The sequence below is a fragment of the Halostella salina genome, assembly GCF_003675855.1.
In the GTDB taxonomy this organism is placed as follows: Archaea; Halobacteriota; Halobacteria; order Halobacteriales; family Natronoarchaeaceae; genus Halostella; species Halostella salina.
Map to the genome: position 1 here is coordinate 251,127 of NZ_RCIH01000006.1, position 14,977 is coordinate 266,103.

A 14,977-nucleotide genomic window follows, 5' to 3' on the forward strand; every position below is an offset into this window, starting at 1 on the left:
GTACTTACTATGTCCGACCACGAACTCCCACCGCTTCCGTACGACTACGACGCGCTCGAACCGGCCATCAGCGAACAGGTGCTCACGTGGCATCACGACACCCACCACCAGGGGTACGTCAACGGCCTCAACTCGGCCGAGGAGACGCTGGCCGAGAACCGCGAGTCCGGCGACTACGGTTCCACCGCCGGCGCGCTCGGCAACGTGACCCACAACGGCAGCGGTCACTATCTCCACACGCTGTTCTGGGAGAACATGGACCCCAACGGCGGCGGCGAGCCCGACGGCGACCTCCTCGACCGGATCGAGGAGGACTTCGGCTCCTACGAGGGCTGGAAGGGGGAGTTCGAGGCCGCCGCGAGCGCCGCGGGCGGCTGGGCGCTGCTGGTGTACGACCCCGTCGCCAAGCAGCTCCGCAACGTCGCGGTCGACAAGCACGACCAGGGCGCGCTCTGGGGCGCACACCCCATCCTCGCGCTGGACGTGTGGGAGCACTCCTACTACTACGACTACGGCCCCGACCGCGGCAGCTTCATCGACGGCTTCTTCGACGTGGTCGACTGGGACACCGTCGCCGAGAACTACCACGACGTGGCAGAGCTGTTCGAGTGAGCTCCGTCCCGTAAGCGTCGAGCCGTTCACCGACTCCATTTTTCGAACGTCGTACCGCAAGTTATCGCCCGTCCGTCCGATGTGACACGCGATACCGCGGGACGTACTTTGATGATGCTGGCCCGCGTGGCCCGACCATGGCAGCCGACGGAGAGCCGAGCGAGGGCATCGTTCCCGAGGGGGTCGCCGGCCCCGACGCGGAGGCGTCCGCGGCCCTCGCCGCGGACCTCCGGTCGGCGATGGCGGGCGACGTGCGCTTCGACGAGTACACGCAGGTGCTGTACGCGACCGACGGGAGCGTCTACCAGGCCCGGCCGGCAGGGGTAGCGTTCCCGACGGACGCGGACGACGTGGCGGCCGCCGTGACCGTCGCCGGGGAGCACGGCGTCCCCGTCCTCCCGCGCGGGGCCGGGTCGTCGCTGGCAGGCCAGACCGTCGGGCCGGGCTGTCTCGTTCTGGATTGCTCGCAGCACATGGACGACATCGTCGCGGTGGACCCCGACGCACAGACGGCGACGGTCCAGCCCGGCGTCGTGCAGGACCACCTCGACGACCACCTCGCGCAGTGGGGCCTGAAGTTCGCGCCCGACCCGGCCTCGGCGAACCGGGCGACGATCGGCGGCGGGATCGGCAACAACTCGACGGGCGCACACTCCGTCCGCTACGGGATCACGGACGCGTACGTCGACGAGCTCCGGGTGGTGCTCGCGGACGGCTCCGCGATCCGGACCCGGGACGTGGTGATAGACAGCGACGAGTGGGCGGCGATCGTCGGCAAGGACGACCGCGAGGCCGACATCTACCGGACGGTCCGCGCGGTCGTCGAGGACAACGCCGACGAGATAGCCGAGCGGTACCCCGACCTCAAGCGCTCCGTCAGCGGCTACAACCTCCAGAAAGTGATCAGGGAGGCGGACGGCGACAGGGTGATCAACCTCTCGAAGCTGCTCGTCGGCGCGGAGGGGACGCTCGGCGTCGTCGTCGAGGCGACGCTGTCGCTGGTGACGAAGCCCGACGAGACGGCGCTGGCGCTGTACGCCTACGACGACCTCGTCGACGCGATGCGGGCCGTGCCCGAGGCGCTCGACCTGGAGCCGAGCGCGGTCGAACTGATGGACGACGAGGTGTTCCGGCTGGCCCGCGAGTCGGCGGAGTACGCGGCGTACGCCGAGCCCGTCCCCGACGACGCCGCCGCGGCGCTGATGGTCGAGTTCGACGACGAGCGCCATGGGGACCTCCCGGCGGCCGTCGAGGCCGCCGACGCGCGGTTGCTGGACGGCGGCCCCGCCTACGACGCGCTGGCGGCGTTCGACGACGACGAGCAGGCGAAGCTCTGGAAGCTCCGCAAGGCGGCCATCCCGCTGCTGATGAGCCTCGACGGCGACCCGAAGCCGTACCCGTTCGTCGAGGACGCGTCGGTGCCGCCCGCGGATCTGGCGGAGTACGTCGAGGGGTTCCGGGAGATACTCGACGACCACGACACCTCGGCGGCGTACTTCGCCCACGCCGGCGTCGGGACGCTCCACGTCCGGCCGATACTGAACTTAAAGACCGAGGACGGCGTCGAGCAGCTTCGGTCCATCGCCCAGGACGTGACCTCGCTGGTCGCCGAGTACGACGGGGCGTTCTCCGGCGAGCACGGCGACGGGCTCGCCCGGACGCAGTTCAATCCGAAGCTGTACGGCCCGGAACTGTGGGACGCGTTCAAGACGGTAAAATCGGCGTTCGACCCCGATTGGCTGCTGAACCCCGGGAAGGTCGTGTTCCGGGACGATGACCCGACTGACATCCGCGAGCACCTGCGCTACGGCCCCGAGTATGCCACCGTCGAGCGGGGGACGGTCCAGGACTTTTCGGCGGAGGGAGGCTACAACCAGCTTGTCGAGCTGTGCAACGGCTGTGGGACGTGCCGGCAGACGGACGCGGACACGATGTGTCCGACGTTCCGGACGACCGGGGAGGAGATAGCCACGACCCGGGGGCGGGCGAACCTCCTGCGGGCGGGGATAAGCGGCGAACTCCCCGCGGACGAGCTGTACAGCGAGCGGTTCCAGTCGGCGGTGCTCGACCTCTGTGTCGGCTGCAAGGCCTGCAAGAGCGACTGTCCGACCGGCGTCGACATGGCGAAGCTGAAGGCGGAGCTGAAACACGACTACCACGAGCGCGAAGGGACCGGCCGCCGGGAGCGGCTGTTCGGCAACATCGACCGCGTCGCCGCGCTCGGGAGCGCGACCGCGCCGCTGTCGAACCTCGCCCAGCGGCTGCCGGGCGCGGACGCCGTCGCCGAGCGGCTGTTCGGGGTCGCCCCGGAGCGGTCGCTCCCCTCGTTCAGCCGCGAGTCCCTGACGGACTGGTTCGACGCCCGCGGCGGCCCGGCCGTCCCCGCGGCGGAGGCGGCCGACAGCGTCCTGCTGTTCCCGGACACGTACACGAACTACTGCTACCCCGGGCCGGGGAAGGCGGCGGTCCGCGTGCTGGAGGCGGCAAACGTACGCGTCGAACTGGCTGACGTGGGGCCGACGGGCCGCGCCGCCTACTCGCAGGGGCTACTCGACGCGGCCGCCGACCGCGCCCGGTCGCTGGTCGACGCCGTCGAACCCCGGGTCGCCGACGGGGCGTCGCTCCTGTTCGTCGAGCCCTCGGACGCGTCGATGGTGCGGGACGAGGTGCCGGACCTGATCGCGGACGACCGGCGGGCGGCGGCCGAAGCCGTCGCCGCCAACGCCGCGGGCGTCTGCGAGTATCTGGACCGGCGGCGGGTCGACGAGCGGATCGCGTTCGACGCGCCCGACGAGTCGCTGACCTACCACGGCCACTGCCACCAGAAGGCGCTGGGGACCGACCACCACGCCGTCGGCGTGCTCCGGCGGGCCGGCTACGACGTCGACCCGCTCGACTCGGGCTGCTGTGGCATGGCCGGGTCGTTCGGCTACGAGGCCGAGCACTACGACCTCTCCCGGGAGATCGGATCGATCCTGTTCGACCAGGTCGCCGAGAGCCGCGGGGACGAGGTGGTCGCGCCGGGCGCGTCCTGCCGGACGCAACTGGGCGACCGTAACGGGGCGGAGCGGTCGCCCCACCCCGTCGAGAAGCTCGCGGACGCGCTGTAGGGAGCGTCGGGACGGCTCAATAGCCCTAAATATATTATTTCCGATATTTTTATACTGTAGCGACGGCTCCGTTCGACTGCGGACGCGGCGCGTACCCATCGCCGCCCGCACCCGGTCTCGTCACGCCCGGCTTCGTCGGCGTCTGTCAGCCCGGGGGCTTCACCCACCCCCGTTCCTGCTTTACGACACCGTGCGATTTACCCCTGCCTTCCGCGTAACGGGGCGCATGCCCGTCCCGAAATCGGAGTTCGACGAGCTACACCCCTGTGACTTCTACACCCCGGAGGAACTGCTCGACGACGACCGGATGTACACCGTCTACGAGATCGCCCGCATGCTCCAGGAACTGGAGCCGGACGCCGAGATCGACGTCGAGACCGAGGACGTGCTGCTCGACTGGGCGATCCCGTGGATCATGAACAACGCCGAGGACCTCGTGGTCGCCGAGCCGCGGGCCGACGACGAACCGGGGTACTACGGGCTCGCATGAGGCTGCTGGTCGTCGGGAGCGACCGCGTCGACGCCGGCAAGACGACGTTCTCGACCGGCCTGCTCCACCGGGTCGACGGCCTCGGCTTCAAGCCCCGCGCCGGCAACGACCACTGGTTCGACCACGACGACGTGGTGCGGGCCGTCGCCGACGGCCGGCTCTACGGCAAGGATGCGAAACGGCTCGCGGCGGCCAGTGCCGCCGACGTTCGACCCGAGGCGATCAACCCGATCCACAGGCTCTGGCGGCCCGCACCGGCCGGCGGCACCGGGATCGTCGGCCGCGGCGACCGCCGGTTGGTCGCCGACCGACTGCGGACGCCCGACGGCGACGAGTTCGTCGTGGGCGCGGCCGCGGACGTGCCCGACGTCGTCCGCGAGGGGCTGCCGCTCGACGGCGCGACGGTCGTCGACTCGGCGGCGGCGCTGGACGAGGTGACCCGCGAGCGCTACCTCCCCGCGCTGGAGCGTCTCGCGGAGCGCGTCGTCGACTGCGAGCGCGCCGTCGTCGAGTCCTACGGCGACGTGGCGGTGCCGCTCCGCGACGTGTCGTTCGACGCCGTCGCCGCGGTTGAACCCGGCCGGGTGCGCGTGTTCGACGGCGAGCGGTATCTGCGGGCCACCGAAGTCGTCGGCGGGAGCGCCCGCGGCGGTCGCCTGGAGGAGTCCGTCGGGGACGTGATAGACGTGGTGGACCCGACCGCGACCGTCGCGCTCCCGGCGCTCCCGGACGAGGACCGCACCGACCCGGCGGCGGTCGCCGACGCCTACGAGGTCGCGTTCGACGCCGTCCTCGCCGCGGCGCTGGAGTGACCGCCGGCGGGCAGAGATTCCAGAAACGCCGCGCCGCTTACGGCGTGTGACGGGCCGCCTCGGACGCCAGTTCGATGTGGGAGTACGCGTTCCGCGCGACGCTGGGCCCGTGTCCGGCGTGGAGTTCCCCCAGGTCGTCGTCGACGGCGGCCTCGACGCGCTCGATGCTCTCGATCAGCGTCGCGCGGTCGCCCTCCGCGAGGTCGGTCCGGCCGAACCCGCCGTTCGGGAACACGAGGTCCCCGGCGAACAGCACGCCGGCGGCCCGCGAGTAGAAGCAGAGGTGGTCGTCCTTGTGGCCCGGTGTGTGTAGCGCGAGGTACTCGTCGTCGCCGATCGTCACCGTCCCCTCGTCGGGTATCGCGTGGTCGACGCCGTCCCCCTCGGGGTCGAACCCCCACACGTCGACGCCGAACGACTCGACCACGTCCGGCAGGTTGCCGACGTGGTCGGGGTGGGTGTGGGTGAGTACGAGCGCGTCCAGGTCGTCGACGCGCTCCGCGATGGACGGGACGATGTCGAAGTTCGCGCCCGCGTCGACGAGCGTCGTCCGGTCGCCGTCGACGAGGAACGCGTTGCTGGTGAAGGCCTGAACGTCGGCGGCGAGGTTGTGGATCATAGCGGTCGGTAGTCCCCCACGTCGCTTGTGTCTTGCCGTCCCGGACGCGGCCGGGAACCGAGCGACGGAACCCCGGCCGCGAGCGACGAGGAACGCTTTTGTCGGGCGAGCGTGACTGGCAACGCAGTGACCCAGCATGGACGTCGAACTGCTTGAGGCGACCGAGAACCCGGAGCGCGTGCTCTGTACCGCGGCGCGAAACGACTACATGGGGGAGTTCGTCGGCGACCTGTCGTTCGAGGAGGTGATGGCGACCACCGAGGGCGACACGATCGAGGAGAAAAAGCGGACCCTCATCGGCCACCTGCTCGACCACGGCCACTTCGGCCCGTTCGAGCACCCGCAGGCGACCTTCGCGGTGAAGGGGATCAGCCGCTCCTGTATGGCCCAGATCACCCGACATCGGCACGTCAGCTTCGACGTGCAGTCGATGCGGTACGTCTCCTTCGACGAGGTCGACCCCGCCGCCGTCGAGGACGGCGAGATGGTCGTCACGCCGCCCTCGGCGACCGACCCCGACTGGGTCGGCCGCAACCAGCAGTCCGGCACGGTCGACGAGGAGACGGTCGAGCAGCGCGAGGAGCTGTTCCGCGAATCCGTGCGGCGCTCGGTCGAGGAGTATCAGGAACTGCTCGAACTCGGGATGCCGCCCGAGGACGCGCGGTTCGTCCTCCCCATCGGAACCGAGGTGAACATGGTGATGTCGATGAACGCGCGGATGCTGATGCATGTCGCCGACATGCGCGCCGCGGCGGACGCCCAGTGGGAGATCCGCGAACTGACCGAGGCGGTGCTCGACCTTGCGGCGGACTGGTGTCCGATCACGTTCGAACACTACGAGGAGCACATGAAGGGCCGCAAGAACCGTCTCGCGCCCTGACGTGACGGTATCAGTCCCGGGCCGTTGCAGCGGGACGCCCGACCCGGCGGTCGCAAGGATTTTCATACAGCCACGAATTGGCTTACACGAATGACTGGGCCGTTCGGTTTCGCCGTCGCGCTTCTTCCTCCCGACGGCCCCCACGCGGGGGTCGCAGTCGCCGGGGACGGGACCGCTGGCCCTGCCACAGTCGACCCCGACCCGATGGTCGGAGTGGTCGTGTTGCTCGTCGCCGGCGTCGTCGCCGCCGCAGCGCTTAGGGGACGCTCCGACGAGGTGGACGCGGACGGCACACCGGACCCGCCCGAACCCGATGTCGCGGATGCGGCCAAACCGGCCGAACCGGCGGACGAGGAACCCGAGGCCCTCTCCGACGAGGACCGCGTCGTCGCGCTGCTGGAGGCGAACGACGGCCGCATGAAGCAGGTCAACATCGTCGAGGAAACCGAGTGGTCCAAGTCCAAGGTGAGCATGCTTCTCTCCGAGATGGCCGAGGACGGGACCATCAGCAAACTCCGCGTCGGCCGTGAGAACATCATCAGCCTCGACGGCGACGAACCGGCGGCCGCCGGCTCCCCCTTCGACGACGAGTGACACGGGGAACCGCCACACGGCGACGACGAAGCGCAACCGTTAAATTACCAGCCCGGTTTAGGGTAGGATGCGCTCTGGTGGTGTAGTCCGGCCAATCATCTTGCCCTCTCACGGCAAGGACCAGGGTTCAAATCCCTGCCGGAGCACTTTTCCGCGAACCACTCGGCGAGCGACTGCCGTGTCGCGAGCATTCGTGGGCAGTCAACGGATATGCGGGACAGGAACCGCGGAGATCCGGGTGGGACGCAGATTCGCGTCTCCCTGATCCCAGTCCCCACTACTGCCGATACGCTCCCGCGAGCAGCAGTCGCTACCGCTGCCGGTCGTCATCGTCACCGTCGGTTGACGCCGCGAGCGGGAACGTCAGTTCGACCCGGGTCCCGCCGAGTTCCGAGTCGGCGCTGATCCTGAACGTTCCGTCGGATTTCTGGATGATCAGCCGAACCATCCACAGCCCGACGCCCGATCCGTGTTGCAGAACCGACTCCTCGTTCTCCTCGAGGGTGGCTACCTCGTACGGGTCGATCCCCGGTCCGTTGTCCGCGATCACGAGCGTTCCGGTCGTCTCCCCTCGGCGGGTCGTCAGCCGGACGTGCACGTCACGCTCGTCGCCGGAGTAGTGTCGGATGGCGTTCTCGATCAGTTCCGTTATGGCCTTCCCGACTACCGGCAGGGAGCTGACGGACACGTCGTCGAGATCCGTTTCCAGACGGGCCTCCGGATACGTTGTCCGGCAGTCTCGCACCCGGTCGGCTGTCACCGAACCCAGGTTCACGCGTCGGGCCGTCGTCTCGCCGTCTATCACTTTCCGGAGGCTGATGGCCTTCTCGGTGTGGGCGAGCAGCCTGTCGGTGGAACCGGAGATCCGGGTGGTCTGTGCCTCGAACGTGCCGTCTTCGTCCCGCTCCTCAATGAGTTCGGCCTGCCCCTGGAGGACGGTCAACTCGTTTCGGATGTTGTGCCGGAACACGCGACCGAAGACCTGTTTCAGGAGGTCCAGTTCGCGCTCGCGCTCCCGCAGTCTGGTTATCTCCCGGAGGACGATCAGCGACCCGGTCACCGTCGTCCCCTGCTGGATCGGACGGACGTGGAGCGAGAAGTGCCTGGTCCCGTCGTCCGTGTTCAGGGTGATCTCCTCGTTGCGCTCGACGCCCGGTTCGTACAGGGAGAGAACCGCCGGATAGTCCCGGCAGAACTCGGCAAAGTCCGTGCCGATGACGGTGCCGTCGGCACCGAAGAGACGGCGTGCCGCCGGATTGCTGTCGACGACCGTCCCCTCGGTGTCGACCGAGACGACGGGGTCGGCCATCGTCTCGACCGTCGTGCGACGGCTCACCGGAACCATGCCGAACAGCCGGTAGCGAAACACCGCCGCACCCCAAAATCCCGTGGCGACGATGAACGTAACAGGGGTCAGGTCGACGTACAGGGGAATGCTCTCGATCGTTCTGAAGAGGTGCGTCTGGAGCGCCCCCGGAAAGCCGACGGCCCAGCCGGCGAGCAACAACAGGAGCTGCCTGCGGTGGTCGCCGTGGGCCGAGCGCAGGTCGTACAGCAGGACGCCGACGGGCAGCATGACCAGCGTGATCGCGAACGCCATCTGGAGGAGATATCCGGGGCCGAGCACGATCCCGCTGATACCGACCGGGTTCGCGGGCGTCTCGGGCATGATGACGAGATGATGCAGCGGGTTCGTCGCGGTGAGCAGGACCGTGAAGACGGGAACGACGAGGAGGGCGACGACGTACCGCGGACGCAACTGGACCGTGTCGCGCTGGGTGTACTCCCAGACGAGCAGTGGCCAGCCGAAGATGACCAGCGACTGGAACGCAAAGCGGAGGGCGGTGTTGAGATACACCGGCAGTATCGGGGTCGGCCACGTTATCAGGGCGAGCATGACCGACCACCCGGCCTCGCCGACGAGACAGAGGAAGAAGCCGCGTGCGCCGGGTTGCTGTCGGTTGGTGAACGCGTACGCAGCGAAGCCGGCTATCGGGACGGCACAGATAACCATCAGGATAGCCATGGACTGCGCTGCGCTACTCACTCGTAATCACACCCCCGACAGGTAATTATATTTATGGGTTCCGGGGTTGTGGGCTGCGGACGCGTCCCGACCGTCGCAGGCCGGGAACGAACCCGCGGACAACGGCGTATCGGCCCGCCGAACGCCGCCACTGTTTCAGAGCCTGAAACGCTGGACTCCGTTTGATATTCCCATGGCCTCGATCCACAGATGCCCGCCCGGATCGGAGGCGGGACCAAGTATCCGACACCGCCGCCCTGACATCCCACCAGCCGCCCCCTCTCCCCCTGCCGCATTTTTCGTCCCGCAGCTTCGGCCCGCCGCCCGGACGCCGCCGGGCGGAGTCCGGTCGGTACCGTCGGCTCCAGAGGCTCACACTGCTGAATGCCCCGCCCTTGCTACTGGAACGATTCACACGCTGAACGCAACGCGGTCGTGCGATCCGCAAGCAACGACGGTCAGTGTCTACTATAGCTGCCGGGCGACGGCCCCGAACCCGGTCGCACCGATGATGAACGCGACGATGCCGCCGACGCCGGTGAGCAACAGCCCGCCGTTGATCGCCGCACCGACGAACAGCGGTTTCAGCCAGCCGTCCTCCCGGCCGACCAGCCGCTCGCCGATGGCCAGGTACGCGACGGCGGCCCCGACCGCCCACAACAGCCAGGCGACGATCAGGAGCGGTATCGCGACGACGATACCGACGAGGGTGAGTACGAACAGGACCGCCAGAGCGGCGACGCCGACGAGACAGAGGAGCCCGTACACGGCCGAGTCGACCGGTTCGTCGACCAGCGACGCCATCGTTCGCTCGGTGTACTCGGGAACGACCGCGATCATGATCGCTCCGATGGTGAGCGTCGTTACGAACCCGCCGACGGCACCGCCGCCGAGGGTGCCAATATCGATGTCGACGTGGAAACCGGGGTCGGGCTGGAGTTGCAGAGCGCGAAACAGGGCAAACTGGAGCGGAGCAGTCACAATTCGGAGTAGTCCGGACTCCGTAATAAACGCACCTGACAGATGGGTTATCGGGAGAGCGCCGACGAGCGAACGACGGCAACGGTCTGTTCGCCGGTGTCGCTGTCAGTATTCGTTTCGGTCGACTCACCTCTCGGACGGTATCGGGAGCGAATCTCGGGTCGTGACCGCTCCTCCCCCCGGGAACGACGCCTACGCGGGACCCTACTCGCCGGATCCGAACCTCCTATAAATACGTTTCCCAGGATCCCCGCGCGAACGACACCTGCTCCGGTTTTAATGGGTGTCCGGTCGCAGGCTGTAGTATGAGCGACACGCTGACGAGACGGACCCTGCTCGGGACCGGTGTCACGGCCGTCCTCGGCGGGTTAGCGGGCTGTATCACCACCTCGAGGGAGGCCGAAGAGACCGTCACCGAGACAGTTGCGGTCGACGGCGTGAGTTCGCTGGTCGTCGACGGGGACGCTGGAGACGTGACGGTGACCGCCGAATCACGCGACGACGTCCGCGTCGAGGCGACGAAGCGGGCCGCCGGCGAGGAGGGACTGGACCGGGTCGACGTACAGGTCGGCCGGGAGGGCGATACGGTCTCGGTCACGACCGACCGGGAGGAGGAGGAGAACGGGCTGTTCCAGCTCTCGCCGTCGCCGCTGGCGAACGTCGCGGTCGCGGTGCCCGAGGGGTTCCGGGTCGCGGAGGTAATCGCCGACACCGGCGACGTGACCGTCGAGCGGGCGACCGGCCCGCTACGGGTGGAGACGGACACCGGCGACATCGAGGCCGTGTCGGTCGAGGGCGACCTCACGACCCTGAGCGACACGGGCGACCAGCGAATCGACGGCGTGGCCGGACGGTTGAGCGCGACTGCGGACACCGGCGACGTGACGGCGACGGGCGCGTCCCGACTCGGCGACGTCGAAACAGATACGGGAGATATCGAGGTGTCGGCGACGCGGGTCGGGGGCAACGCGTCGGTCTCGGCCGACACCGGCGACGTGTCGCTGTCGTTCGCCGAGCCGCTGGACGCCGGCGTGGTCGTCTCGACGGAGACGGGCGACATCGTCGTCGAGACGCTGGGCGACATCGGCCGGATCGAGACGGAGTCGACGTTCGAGGCGACGGTCGCCGAGGGGACGAACTCGCTGTCCGTGTCGACCGATACCGGCGACGTGGAGATCGCCGGCGGGTCGTAGTCCCGTCAGCCCTGGACCGTCCCGCAGTCGGTGCAGGTGAGTTCGAACGCCCCCTCGGCCATGTCGACGTCGTGTGTCCGTTCGCCCTCGCACTCGGGGCAGTAGGTTCTGGACTGCAGTTCGTCCCAGTCGTGGCTCGCGCCGGGCGCGCCGAGCGCCCAGCCGACGACGCGCTCGTCGCCGTCGTTGTACCCTTTCTGGAACTGCCCCGGCGGGAACCGGACCAGTTCCCCGGCGTCGACCGCGACCGTCTCGCGGTCGAGACCGACCTCGAACGTGGCCGTCCCGGACTCGACGTAGAACACCTCCTCCTGGTCGCCGTGGGCGTGGAGGCCGCCGGAAAAGGACTCGCCCGGGGCGAGTTCGAAGTAGTTCATCGCGAAGTGCTCGGTGCCGAGTTCCTTCGACACCGGCTTGCGGACGCTGTGGACCTTCAGCGGGTTAACCCGGTTCTCGACCTCGTCGATCTCGACTTTCTCCATGCGGGGGCACACGGCCGAGACCGGCAAAACCGTTCGTGAACCGCGAGTCCGTGGCGCACCGTTGCTGCCGACGGTCGTCAGGCGTCGCCGACTCCGGTGAACTCGATTCGCGTCCCGTCGTCGTCGCCCGCGACCGCGACCGTCCAGCCGTGTGCTTCCGCGATCCGTTCGACGATTGCAAGCCCGTAGCCGGTCCCCGTCTCCGCGGTCGTGTACCCGCGGTCGAACACCGCGTCCCGGCGCTCGTCGGGGATCCCCGGCCCGTCGTCGGCGACGTAGAAGCCCTCCGGATCGGAATCGTCGAGCGTCCCCACGGTGACGGTGACGCCGTCGGAGGCGGCGTGTTCGACGGAGTTGCGGAACAGGTTCTCGAGGAGCCTGCCGAGTCGCCCCTCGTCGGCGACGACGCGGCGGTCGTCGGCCACCACCAGGTCGGCGTCGTCGGTCGGAACGGTCCGCCAGGCCCTGTGGGCGACCTCGTGCAGCGAGACGGGCGTCGGGTCGGTGACGCCGCGGCCCTCGCGGGCGAGCGTGAGCAGGTCCTCGATGATCGACTCCATGCGCGCCAGCGACCGCTCTATCGCATCGAGCCGGTCCGGTTCGTCCACCTCCTCGCGGAGCATCGACACGTGGCTGACGGCGACGTTCAGCGGGTTCCGGAGGTCGTGGGAGACGAGCGACGCGAACTCGTCCAGCCGCTCGTTCTGTTCGCGGAGGCGCTGTTCCCGCTCCCGAAGCGGCGTGATGTCCATGATGTACCCTTCGAGCGCGACGGCCTCGCCGCCGTCGTACACCGGTTCGCCGCGCTCCCAGACGTGGCGGAGGTCACCGTCGGCGGTCCGGATCCGGTAGGTCACCTCGAACGCCGTCCCCGACGATACGCTCTCGCTGATGGTGTCGTTGACCTCGTCGTTGTCCTCCGGCAGGATGAGGTCGTCGCCGAACGACACTTCGCGGCGCTCGAACGCCTCGGCGGGGTAGCCGGTCACCGCCTCGGCCTGTCCGCCGACGAACTCCATCTCCCACGGGTCCTCGATGGCCGCGCGGTAGACAACCCCGGGGAGGTTGCGGACGAACGTCTCACGCTGTCGGCGCTTCTCCGCGAGGGCGTCGGCCGTCCGCGCACTCTCGACGGCGCGCTCGATCCGCGCGGCGAGGGTCTCGAACCGCTCGCCGGTCCCCTTCGCGACGCAGTCGTCCGCGCCCGCCTCGAACGCCGTCGTCGTCAGTTCGTCGTCGACCTCCCCGGAGAACAGAATAAAGGGGAGGTTGGGATACCGTTCACGAAGCGACCGCAGGAACGCCAGCCCGTCGTCGCCGTCCAGCCGGTAGTCGCTCACCACGCAGTCGATGCCCCCCTCGCCCGTCCCGACGGCCTCGACCCGGGCGAGTCCGTCGTCGACCGTCGCCTCCTGGAGGATGGACCCGACGGCGTCGGTGCGTTCGAGCCGTGTGGCCGTCAAGGTACTAAAGGCCGGGTCGTCCTCGACGTGGAGGACTGTCAGCGATGTCGGACCTGACGGCTCCATGGTCGTTCATGCCAAAGAGGAGGTAAATACTCGGTGGTTGCGGGCAGCTTTGACGGGCAACGGTCGAGTCGCGCGCGGACCGGTGAGCGCGGATCGGTCAGCCGGCGCTACAGTTCGGTGCCACAGGACCCACAGAACGCCGCGTCGTGGCTGATCTCCGACCCGCAACTCGGGCAGTAGTTCACTTCGACCCCCTGCCCGCGTGCGTCGCCTCCCGGTTCGGCGGCGTCGCCGGCCGGGGACGGCTCGACCGGCTCGCCGGCCGGCCCGATCCGCCGGTCGGCGAACCGCTGGAAGCTCCCGTAGTGGAGCCACCCCATGATGGACCGCTTGTCGTTGTAGAACGTCCGCCGGTGGGTCGGGTCGACGAGGACCGGGAACTCGTACGACGACAGGTGGTTGTTCCGGTAGGAGTTGATCCAGTCCAGTACCGAGCGGTCGAACTCCTCGCCGACGATGACCGGATAGACGACCAGCGCGGTGCCGAGAATCCGCGGGAACCACGACTTGTTGGCCAGTCCGTATTTGAAAGCGGCCTTGCTGAACTCCTCGGCCCGCTCGGGCGTGAGCGAATCGAACTCCGCGACGACGACGAACGTGTCCACGTAGCCGAGCTTCTTCAGCGAGACGCCACGACGGTGGAACACCCTCGTCCGGTACCCCTCCGGGCCGTCGTCGCGCTCGGACAGTCCGGCCCCCTCGAGTCGCCCCGCGAGCGACCGGAGATACTCCGCCTCGGCCGCCTCCTGTGCCGCCTCCGGTTCCTGCATATCCGACTCACCCCGGCGAAACTGTAAGTTTGTTGTGGTACCGGGGCGGCTCACCGGCTCCCGATGCGCTTGTCGAACAGCCACTGCCAGACTATCGCAGGGACCGCGTACAGCAACATCAGCGACCCGGCGGCCAGGATGACGACGGCGCCGAGCTGGAGTTCCCCGTTGACCGGTTCGAGCGCGCTGGTGGGTGCCATCCCGAATATCCCGGCGATGAGCAGGACCTTCGACTTCTTGATCCGCCAGGAACCGAACACGCCGAGGTTCGCGTACTCGTCGGCCAGGGAGAGCAACACGAACCCGCCCCAGAACGCGACCCAGGCCCGCCACTCTGCCGGGACATCGGCGGGTGCGTGACTCGCACAGCCGTACCCGAACTGCTCCATCTCGACGCATTTCATGTACCAGGTCGGGATGAACGCTGCAAGCACGAACAGCCCGCCGGCGACCCCCATGAACAGGAGCGCCACCGTGCTGATCTGTTCGCCCTCTTCGACGAGCGACTCGCCGGCGTCGTCGTACGCCGCCTCCGAGCGCGCTGTCCCGCCGCCGGCCGGCGCTCGGCCGGCGTTCGGCTCCTTCGTCCGGTCCGCCGTCCCACCGGCGGTCGCTCCCGTCGCTGCGTCGGCAGTCCCGCCACGCGCCGGTTCGGCCGCCCGGGCCGACCCACCGCCGGCGTTCGACTCCCTCGCACGGTCGATGTTCAGACCGCAACTCGGGCAGAACGCAGCCGTGTCTGGGAGGCTCTCGCCGCACTCGATGCAGAACTCCATTTCCTCCGGCATTCGTCTTCGTGTCAGAAGGAGGGGAGAAAAACGTTGCCCTCTCGCCGTTTTCGTCCGGATCCTGCCCGTTGGTCGTCCCGGCACGACGGGC

At 68.6% G+C, this 14,977-nt stretch carries 14 protein-coding genes and 1 tRNA gene; 8 read left to right on the forward strand and 7 right to left on the reverse strand.

Annotated features, from left to right (window positions below; translation table 11 throughout):
• Positions 1-9 precede the first annotated feature (9 nt).
• From sod to D8896_RS13570, 4 genes are all read left to right on the forward strand, one after another.
• Positions 10-612: a superoxide dismutase gene (sod, locus tag D8896_RS13555; RefSeq protein ID WP_121822642.1), complete on the forward strand. Its 603-nt coding sequence runs from the start codon at positions 10-12 to the stop codon at positions 610-612.
• Positions 613-749: 137 nt separating this feature from the next.
• Positions 750-3,722: an FAD-binding and (Fe-S)-binding domain-containing protein gene (locus D8896_RS13560; RefSeq protein WP_121822643.1), complete on the forward strand. Its 2,973-nt coding sequence runs from the start codon at positions 750-752 to the stop codon at positions 3,720-3,722.
• Between the two features lie 226 nt (positions 3,723-3,948).
• Positions 3,949-4,212, forward strand: coding sequence for a DUF5827 family protein (locus D8896_RS13565; RefSeq protein WP_121822644.1), 264 nt, complete (start codon positions 3,949-3,951; stop codon positions 4,210-4,212).
• Entirely contained in the window at positions 4,209-5,024 is an 816-nt protein-coding gene (locus tag D8896_RS13570; protein ID WP_121822645.1) for an ATPase, read from the forward strand. Before D8896_RS13565 ends, D8896_RS13570 begins: the two co-directional genes overlap by 4 nt.
• Before the next feature lie 37 nt (positions 5,025-5,061).
• Here the strand turns inward: D8896_RS13570 and D8896_RS13575 are convergent, their stop codons facing one another.
• Complete coding sequence (locus tag D8896_RS13575; RefSeq protein WP_121822646.1) at positions 5,062-5,643, reverse strand: MBL fold metallo-hydrolase; 582 nt, start codon at positions 5,641-5,643, stop codon at positions 5,062-5,064.
• A 136-nt stretch (positions 5,644-5,779) separates the two neighbouring features.
• Here D8896_RS13575 and thyX point away from each other — a divergent pair, with 136 nt between their 5' ends.
• From thyX to D8896_RS13590, 3 genes are all read left to right on the forward strand, one after another.
• Positions 5,780-6,523 carry an FAD-dependent thymidylate synthase gene (thyX, locus tag D8896_RS13580; RefSeq protein ID WP_121822647.1) on the forward strand — a complete coding sequence of 248 codons (744 nt, stop codon included), beginning with the start codon at positions 5,780-5,782 and terminating at the stop codon, positions 6,521-6,523.
• Positions 6,524-6,613: 90 nt separating this feature from the next.
• Complete coding sequence (locus tag D8896_RS20140; protein ID WP_375137063.1) at positions 6,614-7,117, forward strand: helix-turn-helix transcriptional regulator; 504 nt, start codon at positions 6,614-6,616, stop codon at positions 7,115-7,117.
• A 71-nt stretch (positions 7,118-7,188) separates the two neighbouring features.
• A tRNA-Glu gene (locus D8896_RS13590) sits at positions 7,189-7,263 on the forward strand.
• A gap of 164 nt (positions 7,264-7,427) precedes the next feature.
• On the opposite strand, the gene D8896_RS13595 is transcribed toward D8896_RS13590, so the two are convergent.
• A complete protein-coding gene (locus D8896_RS13595) occupies positions 7,428-9,164 on the reverse strand; it encodes a histidine kinase N-terminal 7TM domain-containing protein (protein ID WP_162991564.1) in 1,737 nt (578 codons plus the stop codon).
• Between the two features lie 447 nt (positions 9,165-9,611).
• The gene (locus tag D8896_RS13600) at positions 9,612-10,124 is read right to left on the reverse strand and encodes a hypothetical protein (RefSeq protein ID WP_121822649.1); all 513 of its coding nucleotides are present in this window, start codon (positions 10,122-10,124) and stop codon (positions 9,612-9,614) included.
• Positions 10,125-10,429: 305 nt separating this feature from the next.
• Here D8896_RS13600 and D8896_RS13605 point away from each other — a divergent pair, with 305 nt between their 5' ends.
• Positions 10,430-11,317 carry a DUF4097 family beta strand repeat-containing protein gene (locus D8896_RS13605; RefSeq protein ID WP_121822650.1) on the forward strand — a complete coding sequence of 296 codons (888 nt, stop codon included), beginning with the start codon at positions 10,430-10,432 and terminating at the stop codon, positions 11,315-11,317.
• A gap of 5 nt (positions 11,318-11,322) precedes the next feature.
• Here D8896_RS13605 and D8896_RS13610 read toward each other — a convergent pair whose 3' ends face one another.
• The 4 genes from D8896_RS13610 to D8896_RS13625 form a co-directional block, all read right to left on the reverse strand.
• Positions 11,323-11,799, reverse strand: coding sequence for a cupin domain-containing protein (locus D8896_RS13610; RefSeq protein ID WP_121822651.1), 477 nt, complete (start codon positions 11,797-11,799; stop codon positions 11,323-11,325).
• 77 nt (positions 11,800-11,876) lie between these two features.
• The gene (locus D8896_RS13615; RefSeq protein WP_121822652.1) at positions 11,877-13,328 is read right to left on the reverse strand and encodes a hybrid sensor histidine kinase/response regulator; all 1,452 of its coding nucleotides are present in this window, start codon (positions 13,326-13,328) and stop codon (positions 11,877-11,879) included.
• 107 nt (positions 13,329-13,435) lie between these two features.
• Positions 13,436-14,098: a zinc ribbon domain-containing protein gene (locus tag D8896_RS19470; RefSeq protein ID WP_162991565.1), complete on the reverse strand. Its 663-nt coding sequence runs from the start codon at positions 14,096-14,098 to the stop codon at positions 13,436-13,438.
• Between the two features lie 50 nt (positions 14,099-14,148).
• Positions 14,149-14,886 carry a zinc ribbon domain-containing protein gene (locus tag D8896_RS13625; protein ID WP_121822653.1) on the reverse strand — a complete coding sequence of 246 codons (738 nt, stop codon included), beginning with the start codon at positions 14,884-14,886 and terminating at the stop codon, positions 14,149-14,151.
• Positions 14,887-14,977 lie beyond the last annotated feature (91 nt).

What these genes read in the sequence shown, in the direction of transcription:
- D8896_RS13575 (WP_121822646.1), bottom strand. Translation starts at nt 5,643, where the DNA reads ATGATCCACAACCTCGCCGCCGACGTTCAGGCCTTCACCAGCAACGCG.
- D8896_RS13615 (WP_121822652.1), bottom strand. Translation starts at nt 13,328, where the DNA reads ATGGAGCCGTCAGGTCCGACATCGCTGACAGTCCTCCACGTCGAGGAC.
- thyX (WP_121822647.1), top strand. Translation starts at nt 5,780, where the DNA reads ATGGACGTCGAACTGCTTGAGGCGACCGAGAACCCGGAGCGCGTGCTC.
- D8896_RS13625 (WP_121822653.1), bottom strand. Translation starts at nt 14,886, where the DNA reads ATGCCGGAGGAAATGGAGTTCTGCATCGAGTGCGGCGAGAGCCTCCCA.
- D8896_RS13565 (WP_121822644.1), top strand. Translation starts at nt 3,949, where the DNA reads ATGCCCGTCCCGAAATCGGAGTTCGACGAGCTACACCCCTGTGACTTC.
- D8896_RS13610 (WP_121822651.1), bottom strand. Translation starts at nt 11,799, where the DNA reads ATGGAGAAAGTCGAGATCGACGAGGTCGAGAACCGGGTTAACCCGCTG.
- sod (WP_121822642.1), top strand. Translation starts at nt 10, where the DNA reads ATGTCCGACCACGAACTCCCACCGCTTCCGTACGACTACGACGCGCTC.
- D8896_RS19470 (WP_162991565.1), bottom strand. Translation starts at nt 14,098, where the DNA reads ATGCAGGAACCGGAGGCGGCACAGGAGGCGGCCGAGGCGGAGTATCTC.
- D8896_RS20140 (WP_375137063.1), top strand. Translation starts at nt 6,614, where the DNA reads ATGACTGGGCCGTTCGGTTTCGCCGTCGCGCTTCTTCCTCCCGACGGC.
- D8896_RS13605 (WP_121822650.1), top strand. Translation starts at nt 10,430, where the DNA reads ATGAGCGACACGCTGACGAGACGGACCCTGCTCGGGACCGGTGTCACG.
- D8896_RS13560 (WP_121822643.1), top strand. Translation starts at nt 750, where the DNA reads ATGGCAGCCGACGGAGAGCCGAGCGAGGGCATCGTTCCCGAGGGGGTC.
- D8896_RS13570 (WP_121822645.1), top strand. Translation starts at nt 4,209, where the DNA reads ATGAGGCTGCTGGTCGTCGGGAGCGACCGCGTCGACGCCGGCAAGACG.